Below are 13,977 nucleotides of genomic sequence, written 5' to 3'. Positions count from 1 at the left end.
GCTTTTCCCGTCAAGGACGGAACTTTCGAACCGCCATGACGTTTCCCGCTTGGCCATATCACCAAGCGGGGCATCATGAGCTTTTCATTTTCGGAACTCGACTTCCTCAAGCCGGAGCTGGGGGCGGAGTATACGGGTTCCGGGACGCATTTCGCGGTCTTCTCGGCCCATGCGGAACAGATAGAGCTCTGCCTCTTCTCACCTGACGGAAAAGAGGAAGTCGCCAGGCTGCCGCTGCCGAAACGCGAGGGCGACATCTGGTCGGGCTATATCGCCGGCATCGGGCCGGGCACCGTTTACGGTTATCGCGCCCATGGGCCCTACGAGCCCAACGCCGGCCACCGCTTCAACGCCAACAAGCTTTTGCTCGATCCCTATGCCAAACAGGTGACGGGGGAGCTGCAATGGGACGACGCGCTGTTCGGTTATCGGATCGGCGAGGACGACCTTTCCTTCGACGACCGCGACAGCGCGCCTTTCACGGTCAAGGGCGTGGTGCAGGATCCGGACTTCGATTGGGCGGGTGAAGAGGCGATCCGCCGCCCCTGGCCCGATACGATCATCTATGAGGCGCATGTGCGCGGCCTGACGATGACGCATCCGAAGGTGCCGGACCGGCTGCGCGGCACTTTTCTCGGCATGTGCAGCGATCCGATCATCGATCATCTGGTCAAGCTCGGCATTTCGGCGATCGAGCTCCTGCCGATCCAGTATTTCCTCGACGATCGTTATCTTCTGGAAAAGAACCTGAGGAACTATTGGGGCTACCAGACGCTTGGTTTCTTCGCGCCGCAATCGCGCTACATGTCGAGCGACAAGATCACCGAGATCAAGACCATGGTGCGGAAGTTCCATGCCGCCGGCATCGAGGTCTTCATGGACGTGGTCTATAACCACACGGCCGAGGGCAGCGAGAAAGGGCCGACGCTCTCCTTCCGCGGGCTCGACAATGCGAGTTATTACATTCTCTCGCCCGACGATCCCCGTCACACCTTCGATACGACAGGCACCGGCAATACGCTGAATGTCGCCAACCCGATGGTGATGCGCATGGTGCTCGACAGCCTGCGCTACTGGGTGGGCGTCATGCATATCGACGGCTTCCGCTTCGATCTCGCCAGCACGCTGGGGCGGCAGGATCTGGAGTTCGATCGGCAGGGCCTGTTCTTCGGGGCGATCCGCCAGGATCCGATCCTGGCCGGCGTCAAGCTGATCGCCGAACCCTGGGATATCGGCGAGGGCGGTTATCAGGTCGGTGGTTTCCCGTACCCCTTCCGCGAATGGAACGACAAGTTCCGTGACGACGTGCGCCGTTTCTGGAAGGGCGATGGCGGCATGGTGTCGGAAGTGGCGGCCCGTGTCACCGGCTCGGCGCCGCAGTTCAACCATTCAGACCGGGGCGCGACGTCCTCGATCAATCTTTTGTCGGCCCATGACGGTTTCACGCTGACGGATACGGTCTCGTTCGACGGCAAGCACAACGAGGCGAACGGCGAGGATAACAGGGACGGCCATTCGGACAATCATTCCGACAATATGGGCGCTGAGGGCGCCACCGACGATGCCGGTATCAATGCGGCCCGCGCCCGGCGCCGGCGCAACATGATGGCGACTCTGATGCTGTCCCAGGGCGTGCCGATGATCCTGGCCGGCGACGAACTCGGCAACAGCCAGGGCGGCAACAACAATGCCTATTGCCAGGACAATGAAATCGGCTGGACGAGTTGGGATGGGCTCGACGATCCCTTCCTCGATTTCTGCCGGCAGGCCGTCGCCTTCCGCAAGGCTCATCCGGTCCTCAGGCAGGAGCGGTTTCTGACCGGCGAGACCAGCGAGGACGGGCGTATCGAGATCGCCTGGTACAAGCCGGACGGCAGCTTCATGGATGACGGCGCCTGGAACGACGACGGATTGCAGGTGCTCGGCGTCTATATTTCGAAAAGCGCGCAGGCGCCGGATACCGAGACGATGGACGATCTCTTCCTCGTCCTCAACGCCGGCGGCGATTGCGAAGTCCATCTGCCCGAGGTGAACGGGCTGACGCAATGGTCGCGGGTTCTCGACACAGGGGCGGAGACCGGCGCTTTCCAGGTGCACGACCAGGACAATCCCGTCATCGTCTATACCCAGAGCGCGGCCGTTTTTGCGCCGACAGGGCAGACCCAGCCGCCGGAGGGCGCGACCAAGGCCCAGCGCCGCCGCTGGTTCCAGTTCGGCCGCCGCAGCAAATAGCAGGTCAATCAGAGCATGAATGCCGAAGCCATCACCGAACTCGGCCTTGTCTATGTCAGCGATACCGAACCGGGCATCCGCAGGCGAAGGAAGGGCAAGGGCTTCAGCTATGTGATGCCGGATGGCACGACGCTGGCCGATGAATTGCAGCGGGCGCGCATCGGCGCGCTCGGCCTGCCGCCGGCCTATGAGAATGTCTGGATCTGCCTCTATGAAAACGGCCACCTGCAGGCGACGGGTTATGATGCGCGCGGGCGCAAGCAATACCGCTACCACAAGGACTGGCAATCCTTCCGCAGCGCTGGAAAATTCCACCAGCTGATCGAATTCGGCCGGGCATTGCCGAGGATACGCCGCACGGTGCTGCGTCATCTCGACACCGGCGCGGAGGATGTCAACGGCGTGCTGGCGGCTTTGACGACCCTGCTCGACGAGGCGCATTTGCGGGTCGGCAACCAGGCCTATGTCCGGGAGAACGGCACCTATGGCGCAACGACGCTGCTGAAGCGGCACCTGAAGATCGTCGACGGACAGATCGAGCTGAAATTCCGCGCCAAGGGCGGCAAGCGCGTCCAGCGCAGCCTCAAACATCCGAGGCTGCAGAAGATCCTGGAGGAAATCGCCGACCTGCCCGGCCGCCAGCTCTTCGTCTGGAAGGATGAAAGCGGGGCGCTGAAACCGATCGATTCCGGGCGGCTGAACGCCTATCTGGCCGAGATATCGCAGATTCCGATTTCGGCGAAGACCTTCCGCACCTGGGCAGGGTCGCTCGCGGCGTTCGGGGCGGCGCGCGAGACGATCATGCGCGGCGGCCGGCCGACGGTGAAGGAAATGTCGGAGGCGGCGGCCGAGACCTTGCACAACACGCCGGCAATCTCCCGCTCGAGCTATATTCATCCGGCGATCACCGCGCTCGCCGGCAACGATCATCCGCTGATCGACAGCGGCACCGAACCGCTGCGGGGCTTGCGGGCCGAGGAAAACAGGCTACTTGATTTCCTGACACGCGAGATCGAGGAATGAGCCCGGGTAATTTGCCGAAATCAGACGTATCGTTGAGCCATCCCGACCGGCTCTACTGGCCGGACGAGGGCGTGACCAAACAGGCGCTCGCCGATTATTACGCCGCGGTATGGCGCTTCATGGCGCCCTATGTCGTCAACCGGCCTTTGGCGCTGCTGCGTCTGCCGGACGGAATAAAAGGCCATCAGCGGTTTTTCCAGAAACACGCCTGGAAGGGCATGAATCCCCATATCGAGGAGGTCGCCGACCCGCAGGATGCCGACGGCGAAAAGCTGCTTGATATCGTGGATTTCAACGGCGTCGCGGCACTGGTGCAGTCGGCCGTGCTCGAGATCCATCCCTGGGGCACGACGATCGATCATTGGGAAAGACCTGACATGATCACCATGGATCTCGATCCCGGCGAAGACGTGGCCTGGAGCGCGGTGATTGCGGCCGCACTCGACGTGAAGGCGCGGCTGGAAGCCCGCGGGATTGCCGCCTTCGTCAAGACCTCCGGCGGCAAGGGGCTGCATGTGGTGAGCCCGCTGGCGCCGAAGGCCGGCTGGGCCGAGGTCAAGGATTTCGCCCACTCGCTCGCCGAGAGCATGTCGGCCGATATGCCGGACAAATATCTCTCGACCGCGACGAAGGCCAAACGCGGCGGGCATATCTATATCGACTATCTCCGCAACGGCCGCGGCAATACGGCGGTCGCGGCCTATTCGACGCGGGCGCGACCGGGTGCTCCGGTTTCGATGCCGCTCGATTGGCAGGAGTTGAACGAGGTGACCGGCCCGGCGGCTTTCACGCTCGCCAATGTGCCGCAGCGACTGCGGACCCGGCCGAAGGACCCCTGGAGCGATTTCTTCGATGCGGCCGCACCGCTGGAATAAGCGGCTCCGACCTCATCCGGCGCTATCGAGTTCGGGATAATGCCGGAAGATTCCGTCCTCGTTGAAGGCGAGACGGCGAGGGGAGGCGAGATAGCGGGCAATGTTCGGGCGCTTCGCCACCGCGTCGCGCAATGCGAACAGAGCGGGGTATTCCGCCTTGCGGCTGGCCATGGCTTTCGGAAAGGCATAGCGCAGGCCCTCGACCACTTGGAAGATCGACAGGTCGACATAGGTGAGCGCATTGCCGATCATGTGGCCAGAGCCGTTCGGGTTCTGCTCCAGCACACGCTCGAAATAACCGAGGAATTTCGGAATGCGTTGGTGGATGAAGGCGGCCGAGCGGGCTTTCGCCTCCTGCTTCTGGTCTTCGTAGTAGAGCGATATGTCGATCGGGTGGTGCGTATCGTGCACCTCGGCGACGAAATCGGTGATGGTCAGCTGCAGGCCGTTGGCGACATGGCGAAGCCCTTCATTCTCGGGCGCAAGACCGAGCTTCGGGCCAAGATAAAACAGGATATTGGCGACATGCGCGATGATGAGGTCGCCATCCCTGAGGAAGGGCGGCGCGAAGGGAATGTGCGGTTCGCTTTCGCTTTCCATGATCTTAAACATGGCGCCGGTGCCGCGCCCGGGTTCACGGGTGATGTCGATATAGTCGGCGCCGGCTTCCTCCAGCGCCAAGCGCACGAATTCGCCACGACCCTGGATGCCGTCCCAATAATAAAGCTCGTATGGCATATTCGCTTAGCCCTTCGGTTGACGACCGAAGTCTTTTCGCAGTTCGTCCTTGGCTTTTTCAAGGGTGCCGCGCCGCTTTTTCGTCAGCTGGTCGCCGGCGCGGTTGATGTAGAAGGTCAGCATCGACATGGCCGCGCGGAAGGGGCTCGACTTGCGCCGATCGCTTTCCTCGGCGGAGTGCTTGATGGAGCGGGCAATCTTCTTCGGATCGTCCGATTTGAACGCTCCTTTCTTCAAGTCCATCGCGTCGCTGTGTTCGGTGACGTCCTGCGACCATTTCTTCTTCGATTTGGCCATGACTGATCCCTTTGCCGGATGCCGGTGGCGGCAGACCACCAACCTCGGCTTACTTGTTAGTGGTGGCTGTGGTGTTCGTTGCGTTTGCGCGTCGCGGCTGCCTTCTTCGCCGAGGCGGAGCGTTCGGCTTTCGAGCGTGCGGCGGATGCAGCGCCGCCGGCGCGGCCACCCTTTTCGGAGGATTCATGCGTATCCTTCTTGCCGCGGCCGGAGCCGGATTTGTTGCCGCCGCCGCTTTCCTTGTTGACCGTCGCCCAGGCGCGCCGTTCGGCCTCCTTCTCGGAGACGCCGCGATCCTCGTAGCCTTCTTCGATGTGCTCGGCCTTGCGTTTCTGTTTATCGGTATAGTCGGACTTGTCACCTCTCGGCATATCAGCCTCCTCTGGTTTGCAAAGGGGTTGAACCGTCGCCGACCGCAAAAGTTCCGGCGAGCGCATCGGCAGGAAAAGGCGGGATGCGGAACAATGCCGGCAGTGCCAGCTTCCGGTGGAGACGGGATGATCGACGTGAAACTGTCTGAGGCGCGACCGCGGCTGTTATTTTCGGTGGAGCTTTTGCGATGCAGCGAAGGCGCGGCCGATGTCGAAGGAGGGCGGCTGCACCGGCTGACGGGGATCGCGGAAAACCAACCCGACGAGATTGTCGACGACAAGGATGAAGCCGAGCGCGAGACCAACATAGAGCAGTGCGGCGATGACGAGGAGCGACATCTCCATCCCTCACACGGTCGCGGTCGACGGGCGGCCGCCGGCTGTGGCGAGCGGGGCGAAGAGAATATCGGTATGGCCGTCGTTCATGGCAACTTCCCCGGTTTCGCCACAAACAGCCAGTGAATGCCGTCGTTCCCGCTTCTCCGGCGAGGGCTCAAGTTTTTTGGGAAGCCTCAAAGCTTGCTGCGTCATCCGGCCTCTGTTCACCCCCGAGGAAGCCCACCTTTGAAATTCCATAAAGCACAACTAATTCAGGCATATGACAAACAGCATCAAAGGGCGCCGCGACGACGCCCTTTATTCAATCGATCTGCTCGGTATTGCGGTATTCAGGACGCCGTCTTGCGGCTCGCCGTCCGTTTCGGCGCCGGTGTGACGACGCCGTTCGTCTTGCTGCCGGCGACGCTTCGCTTCGCCCTGGGCTTGATTTCCTTGCCGGCGGAAGAAGCAGCGGAGCCGTCGAGCGCCTCGCGCTCGTGTCGTGCCTGTTCCCAATGGATGGAGTCTCGCCCTGTCGGATAGCCCTCTTCTTCCCAGAGGGCGTAGGCACGTTTTTTGATCCACTCGTCCCGAGTTTCTGTCATCGCTGATCTCCAGTCACATGATGCCGTCGTTCGAACGCGATACTGCCCCGGATGGTTCCAGAGGAGCGGGGCTGTTTCAAGAGAAATCGCCCTGCAACCGCAAATATTTTCGCATTGCAGCATGCCAGGGTTTAGAATCGGCAATCAGCGGAGCTGAAACTCCGCCGCCTTGTGCAGATCTGACACGAAATTCCGGCGCAGCCTTCGCTGCTCGGCCTCGTCGCGAATGCGCAGGAGATAGGAGGGGTGGATTGTGACCAGGACAGGCGGACGGTTTGCCGGATGCAGGATATGGCCACGCTCCGGCGTCAGCTTTACCTTCGGCCCGAGCAGCGCGTAAAGCGCGCTTGCGCCGAGGGTGACGACGAGTTTCGGTTTGATGATGCCGAGTTCCGCGCCGAGCCACCAGGCGCAACGCCGGATCTCGCCGGCATTGGGTTTTGCATGCAGCCGCCGTTTGCCGCGCTGCGTGAACTTGAAGTGCTTGACGGCATTGGTGACGTAGCAGCGCTCGCGGTCGAGACCGGCCTCTTCAAGGCACTGATCGAGCAGCCGGCCTGCCGGACCGACAAAGGGCCTGCCGATCAGATCTTCCTGGTCGCCCGGCTGCTCGCCGACAAGGACGATCTCGGCTTTCCCAGCCCCCTCGCCGAAGACGATCTGCGTGGCATTCCTGTAGAGATCGCAGCGGGTGCAGCCTTCGGCCTGATGCCGGAGCCCGGCAATACTTGTCGCATCCGCGATGTCGAGCGCCAGGGCCGGACCGAGATTTGCGGCGATGTTCATGATGGCGGTCCTCATCTCCTCAGGACCAATCGTTCTGTGCCGGGATTGTTCCTGCGGCGGAGCGAGCCGGCAAAATGACCACAGCGAAAAAATTCGCGTCATGAGAGAGAGCCGGCGCGATTGAACGCCGCCGTTTCCCGGCTATATTTGCCAGCGATGTTCTATCTCCTGTCGACCTACTGGCCGCATATCCTCTTTGTCGTTTCGATCGCCATGGGGGCCGCGGCGGCGATCCATGCCGCCATGACCAAGGAGGAGGTGCGCGCCGCGATCGGCTGGGTCGGCGTCATCATTCTGTCTCCGATCATCGGCGCGGTGCTCTATGCGATTGCCGGCATCAACCGCATCCGCCGGAAATCGCTGAGCATTCGCCGCGACGCGCTGCTGCCGGCGGCCGAAATCGACGAGTTGGAGACGTTCGATGCCGAGGCCGAGACGGTGATCAGCCAATACGGACGCCGCTTTGCGGCGCTGCAGACGCTCGGCGACCGGGTGACCCGCAACCCGCTGACCTCGGGCAATTCGATCGATGTGCTGGAGACCGGCGACGAGGCCTATGCGGCGATGAAATCAGCGATCGACGAGGCGGCGCGCAGCATCCTGCTCGAAACCTATATTTTCGACCGCGATGTCATCGGTCTTCGCATCGCCGATGCGCTGATTGCGGCGGTCCGGCGCGGTGTCGAGGTGCGGGTGCTGATCGACGCGGTCGGCGCGCGTTATTCGGTGCCGAGCATTCTCGGTCACCTGCGGGATGGCGGCGTCACCGTCGCCGTCTTCAACGGCAATGTCATCATGGGCTTGCGGCTGCCCTATGCCAATCTGCGTACCCACCGCAAGATCCTGATCGTCGACGGCAAGATCGCGCTGACGGGCGGGATGAACATAAGAGCGGGTTTCAGCGAGGAGGCGACGGGCGAGAGCTTTGCGCACGACACGCATTTCAGCGTCACCGGCCCTGTCGTCGCCGACCTCTTCGATCTTGCCGCCGAAGACTGGCGCTTCTCCACGCAGGAACTGTTGAACGGCGAGGCCTGGCGCATCGAGCCGACGCAACGCAACCCCGGCGATCCGATCCTGATGCGCGTCGTCGCCTCCGGGCCGGATCGCAGCCTGGAGACAAACCACAAGATGCTGACGGGCGCCTTTTCCGTGGCGCGACAGTCGATCCGCATCATGTCGCCCTATTTCCTGCCGGACCGCGAGCTGATCGGCGCCCTGGTGACGGCGGCGCGGCGTGGCGTCGAAGTCGATATCGTCGTGCCGGCGGTTAACAATCTCGTGCTGGTCGACCGGGCGATGACGGCGCAATTCGACCAGATCCTCAAGAATTACTGCCGCATCTGGCGCTCGACCGGCAGCTTCAGCCATTCGAAGCTTTTGACGATCGACGGCACCTGGGCCTATGTCGGCTCATCCAATCTCGACCCGCGCTCGCTGCGGCTGAATTTCGAGGTCGATCTCGAAGTGCTCAACGAGGGCTTCGCCGGCGAAATCGACGAGCATATCGAGGAAACCCTGAAATCGGCAACGCCGGTGACGCTGGAGGGCTTACAGGCACGACCTTTCCCGGTGCGGCTGCTGGAGAAGGTGTTATGGCTGGGGTCACCCTATCTCTGAAGGGATTATTTGCGCTCCGATGTGGCAAGTTCGGCTTGGCCGCCTATACTGCCGGAAGAAACCTTTTTTGATCAACGGAACAAGCGCGCCTTCCGATGCAGGCCAGAAAACACAATCTTCCCGCCAGCATTCTCGCCTCGATCAGGAGCAGAAAAAAGCGGCTCGACCCGGCCTATACGGAGGCAAGGCCGCGCAGTGCCGGCACGCTGATCGCCTCCTATAACGTGCACAAATGCGTCGGCACCGACCGTCGTTTCGATCCGGAGCGCACCAGCCGGGTGATCCATGAAATCGGCGCCGATGTGATTGCGCTGCAGGAGGCCGATACGCGCTTTGGCGAACGCACCGGCCTTCTCGACCTCGGTCGGCTGGAACGGGAGACGGGACTGATCCCGGTGCCGGTCGCCGGCATGGCCAAGGCGCATGGCTGGCATGGCAATGTCGTGCTGTTCAAGAAAGGGCTGGTGCACGATGTGCACCAGGTCAAGCTGCCGGGTCTGGAGCCGCGCGGCGCCCTCGTCGCCGAAATCGAACTCGAGCAAGGCGGGGTGCTGCGCATCATCGCCGCGCATTTCGGCCTGCTGCGCCACAACAGAGCCCAGCAGGCCCGCATGCTGGTCGACCTCATCAACGACAGACGAGAAATGCCGACCATCCTGCTCGGCGATCTCAACGAATGGCGGCTCGGCGACCGCTCCTCGCTCAACACCTTCCAATCCGCCTTCGGCGAGCTGCCGCCCGCCGTGCCGAGCTTTCCCGCCGGGCTGCCGCTGCTGGCGCTCGACCGCATCATCGCCAACCGCAAAGGGATCATCTCAGAGGTGGAAGCGCATGATACGCCGCTGGCGCGCATTGCCTCCGACCATCTGCCGATCAAGGCGCTGGTCGATCTGGAGCCGGTGGGCGGTTAACAGGAGCACGTCCGGCAACGCGCGATTGCTGCGCTTGACGGGGGCGTCACGTCCGGTGACGTAGAAACTCCACGAGCGCGGAGAAAGCAGGAGAGGACTGTCGCCTGCTGGGATAGTAGAGGTGGTAGCCATCCCAGTAAGGCGAGAAGGCCTCGAGCACCCGCACAAGGCGACCTTGCACTATATAGGGCAGGGCAACGTCCTCGGGAACGTAAGCAAGTCCCAGCCCTTGCAGGGCGGCTTCCACGCCCTGGTAGGAGTTGTTGAAGGCGAGCTGTCCTTCGACCCGGATCTTGATTTCCTTACCCTCGTCTTCGAATTCCCACGGCCAGAAGCCGCCCAGGGTGGCGAGGCGCTCGTTGATGCAGTTGTACCGGACGAGATCCTGCGGATGCTCAGGAATTCCTATGTTCTCGAAACAGGCAGGAGCGCCGACGACGGCAAAGCGGAAATCGGGGCTGATGCGTGCCGAAATCATGTCCTTGGCGACCTGCTCGCCCATCCGGACGCCGGCATCGAAGCGCTCGGTCACGATGTCGGTTAACCCGTTCTCGCGTATAAGCTCCACCTTCACCTCCGGATACTCCGGAAAGAAGCTCTGCAGCCTGGGCCAGATCTTCCACTTGATGGCATGATCCGAGGCCGTGATACGAATGTTTCCCGCCGGTTTGTCCCGGAGCGCGGTCAGGTTTTCGAGTTGCGCATCGATCTCATCGAAGAGCGGGCCAACGCCGCGAAACAACTTCTCGCCCGCATCCGTCAGGGAGACCGCCCGCGTCGTCCGCGTGAGAAGACGAAGGTCGAGCCGCGTCTCGAGGTGCCGAATGATATGGCTCAATGCGGATTGCGACACCCTGAGCTTGGCAGCCGCTCTGGTGAAGTTCTTCTCCCGGGCGACGGCCAGAAAGGCCATCAGGTCGTTGACGCTCTCGCGCGGCATCCTCGAACTCCTTCAATGAAAGGCGGTTGTAGCGGATTGGCGATAGAGGAGTACTGAAATCATCGTGAACGCGTCACTGGAGCCGGTAGGCGGTTAAAAGCCGGCCGGCGGGGACGCGATCAAGCGGCTCGATCGCCGCCGGGTAGCTCTCACTTTGAGCGGAACAAGCCGGTGAGACGGCGAAACCGCTGAGCCCACAGCTGCGGAGCGATCTTTTCCGATGAGGACGGTGCGGTCAGCCGCTCAAGGCGAGGCAAGAGAAACGCAGCCCAGTCGTCGAGATCGTTCTTGCCGAAATAGGGCAGCCAGACATCGGAGGGAGCGTCCCATTGTCGTGGATTTGCTCGAGCCAGATCGCCCAGCCGGACCAATATGGTTTGACCGTTGTCTCCGACGACTTCGATCTCCGGGTCGGGATCGGGCCTGGGTAGGCGCGCAATGATGCTTTCTTCCAGAGTTTTTCCAACCGCTCGATCCGCCTCGTTGAGGCGAAAAAGTATTCTTGTGTCGCCGGCGGGGCTGGCGCCCTCGGTCATGTTGATCGTGAATTTGGCGCCCATAATGGCGTTCGAATATTGGGAGACCTGCAGCCAGCAAACCCGTCCGCCCCGGGCAAAGCTACATTTGCCCGCAGGTTGCGACCCCCAGCCGAGTTCCTGAAATCTCGAGGCCAGCAGCGAACGCATATGGCGATGAAAGTCTTTACTTTTCACATAGTCGCGCATGGTTCACTGCGTGTCCCTCAGGGCTCATCTCCTGGGAACATCTCATGGCACGCTCGAAGGCACAATGGACGCTTGCGTGGTCGCAAACGTCTATCAGCGCGAGCATCTAAAATTTTTAGGACCGAAAGGGCTGGCGCCGGAGCAGTCGATCCACCGACAGCCGGACGATTTCGCGCTTGATCAATGCATCGGCCACAAAGTGGTGGCCGATGCGTTGCGGCAGACGGGTCACACGCCCCAGATCTCCGGTAGGCTATCGTTATTCTTCGGAATCGCCGTCGTCACCGCCGTCATCGTCACCGTCATCGCCATCGTCGCCGTCATCCTCGGAACTGTCGTCGCTCGTTTCCTCATCGCTGGAAGATTCTTCCTGCGTCATCGCTTCCTCGACGGTCGTCTCTTCGCTTTCATAGGAGGACTCGATTGTCTGCGTTTCCTCGGACACATATTCGGAATAGGAGAAGGACGTCTCCGATGTGTCGCTCTCCCAGCTCGAAACTTCCGTGACCGAGATGGCCTCGTTGTACTCCTCAACTGTGATGACGGCGGCGACGGCCACCGGCGCACCATCCCGAAGGACGGCCAAGGCGATATCGGATTTGCCCGCTTTCAGATCGCGGCTGACGGCGACGTCGACGTCGACAGGTTTGTGAACCTTATGCCCGTGAACTTCCGACAGCACATCGCCCGGCTTGATTCCCTGCTTGTCGGCGACGCCGCCCTTCTTGACCGAGAGCACCAATACGCCGTGTTCGCCCTTGGCGAGCTTGAACTTCTTTATAACAGCCTTGTTGACGGGCAACAGCAGTGCATCGAGCGCCTTGGAAATCTGAGGCGAAGGAAGCCCATGCGCCGGCGGCGTCGCAGCATAGGCGGCGGAATATCCGGTCAACGGCGATGTAATGTTGGCAATGATAAGCAATGCGCGTAGCGCGTTATATGAGGTCTTCAATGTTTTTCTCCACCCTATGCTGCTGGATTTGCATAGAGTGCGAGGAATAGCAGTCTGGTTTTAATATATCTCTAATTTATTGGGCGAGCGTAACATGATCCTCTTGCGGAAGCGTGTTCGATAAACTGTACCGGTGATTTATGAGGAAGCATCCGAAGACGAGATTCAGTTATTGATCAACGTCCCTGACTCCGGCCAGAGCGACGCCGAGTGGGCATCATCACACGTCGCGGTCAGAAGGAATGGTCGCGCAGCTCAATCGACTGTTAAGATTCCCTTCGTTGGTTCGTCGAATGAGCTTGCACTATATGCAACTATCGCATTACATCATATATAAATGATACTTATGGGGGTGTAATTTGGGGCGATTATCGAAGGCGATCCTGTCCAGATAGCCGAGATGCTCAGTCGGAGCATGGAGCGGAAGCTCAGGCTCCCAGCTCTTTAGAGCTTTATCTTAGGGGCAAGAAAAATGAGGTAGGGAGACCGTTATTGCATCGTTACGCCGAGATTTATATTTCGCCGATCCTGGCCGTGTGCCTGCTGCAGATACGCCATAGCTAAATTAAACTTAGATTTGCTCGAGGAAGCCGAGCCCTTGTTATCCGGTGGTGACGCGCCTGTTCGTTTCTCGATACTGGATCCATCACGTCAAAGGAGAAACCCTGATGGGAATTCAAGAGGTTCTGAACAACCTTAATTTCGTTGATGCCCTCCCTGGGGAGGAGGCGCGCATCAAAGCGCTGATAACCGATTTGTACAGAATTTCCCCAACGGCCCAGAGTATTTTCGATGTCGTGGCAGCTGGCAAAATCCTTACCTTCGAGCACGTTCGCGATGCGATGGGTTCTCTAGAAAACTCATTGTTGGTCAAGTACGACCCGCAGGTCGTGGACGGCAAGTACGTTATCGATACCGAGGGGACAGTATCACATTACTCCTTCGAACAGGCGCTCATGCACGAGATTATACATGGCGTCATGGGCTATACGGACGGTTTGAATCGGGGGGTTCCCCCGAACTTTCTGCAGAACAGTGATTTTGACTACGTGGGCGCCACAGTCAAAGTTGAGCAGATTATTGCTGGTGAAATGTCCAAGGACTCTTATTACGATCCTCTGTTCGTTGAGCGCGCGTCCTATCATTCGACGCTCTCAGAGGACCAACTAGCGACGCTTGATCTGTTCGGGGACAGCTTGAGTGATCTGACCGGATTGGTGCTTGTTGATGATCTAGGAGAGGGGGGAATACGCGGGGGGAATGAGATCGACACAAGGGACTTCTCGGACCCGGTCTTATTAATTGGCCTTAGCGGTGATGACCTAATCCACTCTGGTTCTGGGGACGATTATCTGTACGGAGGCACGGGTAGCGACACTTTGTTCGGTGGAGACGGCGATGACTTTCTTTCGGGAAATTCGTATTCCGACAAGCTCTTTGGGGAGGCTGGTAGCGACTACATTTTGGGAGGCGCGGACAACGATATCCTGATCGGCGGAGCGGGTAATCCAGATCAGTTAAATCTCTCCACGCTTCATTCTGAGTGGTATGATGGCGAGGTAGATTTCCTCAGGGGGGGCGATG

Annotated in this window: 14 protein-coding genes and 1 pseudogene; 7 read left to right on the top strand and 8 right to left on the bottom strand. The window is 60.4% G+C overall.

The window, feature by feature from the left end; translation table 11 throughout:
* The first annotated feature begins 75 nt into the window (after positions 1-75).
* From glgX to ligD, 3 genes are read left to right on the top strand one after another with little or no spacing between them, the layout of a single operon-like run.
* Positions 76-2,232: a glycogen debranching protein GlgX gene (gene glgX, locus CO666_RS07920; protein ID WP_097611521.1), complete on the top strand. Its 2,157-nt coding sequence runs from the start codon at positions 76-78 to the stop codon at positions 2,230-2,232.
* 15 nt (positions 2,233-2,247) lie between these two features.
* On the top strand, positions 2,248-3,255 hold the full coding sequence (locus CO666_RS07915; RefSeq protein WP_097611520.1) for a DNA topoisomerase IB: 1,008 nt from the start codon (positions 2,248-2,250) through the stop codon (positions 3,253-3,255).
* On the top strand, positions 3,252-4,130 hold the full coding sequence (gene ligD, locus CO666_RS07910) for a non-homologous end-joining DNA ligase (protein ID WP_097611519.1): 879 nt from the start codon (positions 3,252-3,254) through the stop codon (positions 4,128-4,130). Before CO666_RS07915 ends, ligD begins: the two co-directional genes overlap by 4 nt.
* 12 nt (positions 4,131-4,142) lie before the next feature.
* Here ligD and CO666_RS07905 read toward each other — a convergent pair whose 3' ends face one another.
* Genes CO666_RS07905 through CO666_RS07895 form a run of 3 tightly spaced genes read right to left on the bottom strand, consistent with a single transcriptional unit; the run spans position 4,143 to position 5,536 of the window.
* On the bottom strand, positions 4,143-4,868 hold the full coding sequence (locus CO666_RS07905) for a glutathione S-transferase (RefSeq protein ID WP_097611518.1): 726 nt from the start codon (positions 4,866-4,868) through the stop codon (positions 4,143-4,145).
* A gap of 6 nt (positions 4,869-4,874) precedes the next feature.
* Positions 4,875-5,165, bottom strand: a complete 291-nt coding sequence (locus tag CO666_RS07900) for a DUF3175 domain-containing protein (RefSeq protein WP_097611517.1) — start codon at positions 5,163-5,165, stop codon at positions 4,875-4,877.
* Positions 5,166-5,221: 56 nt separating this feature from the next.
* Positions 5,222-5,536, bottom strand: coding sequence for a hypothetical protein (locus CO666_RS07895; protein ID WP_003564065.1), 315 nt, complete (start codon positions 5,534-5,536; stop codon positions 5,222-5,224).
* A 126-nt stretch (positions 5,537-5,662) separates the two neighbouring features.
* Between CO666_RS07895 and CO666_RS35135 the strand changes: the two genes are divergently transcribed.
* Positions 5,663-5,998 carry a hypothetical protein gene (locus tag CO666_RS35135; protein ID WP_179869634.1) on the top strand — a complete coding sequence of 112 codons (336 nt, stop codon included), beginning with the start codon at positions 5,663-5,665 and terminating at the stop codon, positions 5,996-5,998.
* 206 nt (positions 5,999-6,204) lie between these two features.
* Here the strand turns inward: CO666_RS35135 and CO666_RS07885 are convergent, their stop codons facing one another.
* Both CO666_RS07885 and CO666_RS07880 read right to left on the bottom strand, forming a co-directional pair.
* Positions 6,205-6,459, bottom strand: a complete 255-nt coding sequence (locus tag CO666_RS07885) for a DUF2934 domain-containing protein (RefSeq protein WP_097611515.1) — start codon at positions 6,457-6,459, stop codon at positions 6,205-6,207.
* Positions 6,460-6,603: 144 nt separating this feature from the next.
* On the bottom strand, positions 6,604-7,245 hold the full coding sequence (locus tag CO666_RS07880; RefSeq protein WP_143540264.1) for a UdgX family uracil-DNA binding protein: 642 nt from the start codon (positions 7,243-7,245) through the stop codon (positions 6,604-6,606).
* A gap of 156 nt (positions 7,246-7,401) precedes the next feature.
* Here CO666_RS07880 and CO666_RS07875 point away from each other — a divergent pair, with 156 nt between their 5' ends.
* Entirely contained in the window at positions 7,402-8,865 is a 1,464-nt protein-coding gene (locus tag CO666_RS07875) for a phospholipase D-like domain-containing protein (protein ID WP_097611807.1), read from the top strand.
* Between the two features lie 95 nt (positions 8,866-8,960).
* A complete protein-coding gene (locus CO666_RS07870) occupies positions 8,961-9,776 on the top strand; it encodes an endonuclease/exonuclease/phosphatase family protein (protein ID WP_097611514.1) in 816 nt (271 codons plus the stop codon).
* A 46-nt stretch (positions 9,777-9,822) separates the two neighbouring features.
* Here the strand turns inward: CO666_RS07870 and CO666_RS07865 are convergent, their stop codons facing one another.
* From CO666_RS07865 to CO666_RS07855, 3 genes are all read right to left on the bottom strand, one after another.
* Positions 9,823-10,716, bottom strand: coding sequence for a LysR family transcriptional regulator (locus tag CO666_RS07865; RefSeq protein ID WP_097611513.1), 894 nt, complete (start codon positions 10,714-10,716; stop codon positions 9,823-9,825).
* Between the two features lie 149 nt (positions 10,717-10,865).
* Positions 10,866-11,441 carry a hypothetical protein gene (locus CO666_RS07860; protein WP_097611512.1) on the bottom strand — a complete coding sequence of 192 codons (576 nt, stop codon included), beginning with the start codon at positions 11,439-11,441 and terminating at the stop codon, positions 10,866-10,868.
* Between the two features lie 259 nt (positions 11,442-11,700).
* Positions 11,701-12,393 (bottom strand): PDZ domain-containing protein, encoded by a 693-nt coding sequence (locus CO666_RS07855; protein ID WP_097611511.1) that lies wholly within the window; start codon positions 12,391-12,393, stop codon positions 11,701-11,703.
* A 668-nt stretch (positions 12,394-13,061) separates the two neighbouring features.
* Here CO666_RS07855 and CO666_RS35130 point away from each other — a divergent pair.
* Positions 13,062-13,889, top strand: a pseudogene (locus tag CO666_RS35130) (calcium-binding protein); the annotation flags it as partial.
* Positions 13,890-13,977: the final 88 nt, after the last annotated feature.

It is taken from the genome of Rhizobium chutanense, assembly GCF_002531935.1.
Taxonomy (GTDB): Bacteria; Pseudomonadota; Alphaproteobacteria; order Rhizobiales; family Rhizobiaceae; genus Rhizobium; species Rhizobium chutanense.
This window is presented reverse-complemented; position numbering and strand designations above follow the sequence as displayed.

Coding starts and splice junctions, on each gene's coding strand:
- glgX (WP_097611521.1), top strand. CDS start 76: ATGAGCTTTTCATTTTCGGAACTCGACTTCCTCAAGCCGGAGCTGGGG.
- CO666_RS07915 (WP_097611520.1), top strand. CDS start 2,248: ATGAATGCCGAAGCCATCACCGAACTCGGCCTTGTCTATGTCAGCGAT.
- ligD (WP_097611519.1), top strand. CDS start 3,252: ATGAGCCCGGGTAATTTGCCGAAATCAGACGTATCGTTGAGCCATCCC.
- CO666_RS07905 (WP_097611518.1), bottom strand. CDS start 4,868: ATGCCATACGAGCTTTATTATTGGGACGGCATCCAGGGTCGTGGCGAA.
- CO666_RS07900 (WP_097611517.1), bottom strand. CDS start 5,165: ATGGCCAAATCGAAGAAGAAATGGTCGCAGGACGTCACCGAACACAGC.
- CO666_RS07895 (WP_003564065.1), bottom strand. CDS start 5,536: ATGCCGAGAGGTGACAAGTCCGACTATACCGATAAACAGAAACGCAAG.
- CO666_RS35135 (WP_179869634.1), top strand. CDS start 5,663: ATGATCGACGTGAAACTGTCTGAGGCGCGACCGCGGCTGTTATTTTCG.
- CO666_RS07885 (WP_097611515.1), bottom strand. CDS start 6,459: ATGACAGAAACTCGGGACGAGTGGATCAAAAAACGTGCCTACGCCCTC.
- CO666_RS07880 (WP_143540264.1), bottom strand. CDS start 7,245: ATGAACATCGCCGCAAATCTCGGTCCGGCCCTGGCGCTCGACATCGCG.
- CO666_RS07875 (WP_097611807.1), top strand. CDS start 7,402: ATGTTCTATCTCCTGTCGACCTACTGGCCGCATATCCTCTTTGTCGTT.
- CO666_RS07870 (WP_097611514.1), top strand. CDS start 8,961: ATGCAGGCCAGAAAACACAATCTTCCCGCCAGCATTCTCGCCTCGATC.
- CO666_RS07865 (WP_097611513.1), bottom strand. CDS start 10,716: ATGCCGCGCGAGAGCGTCAACGACCTGATGGCCTTTCTGGCCGTCGCC.
- CO666_RS07860 (WP_097611512.1), bottom strand. CDS start 11,441: ATGCGCGACTATGTGAAAAGTAAAGACTTTCATCGCCATATGCGTTCG.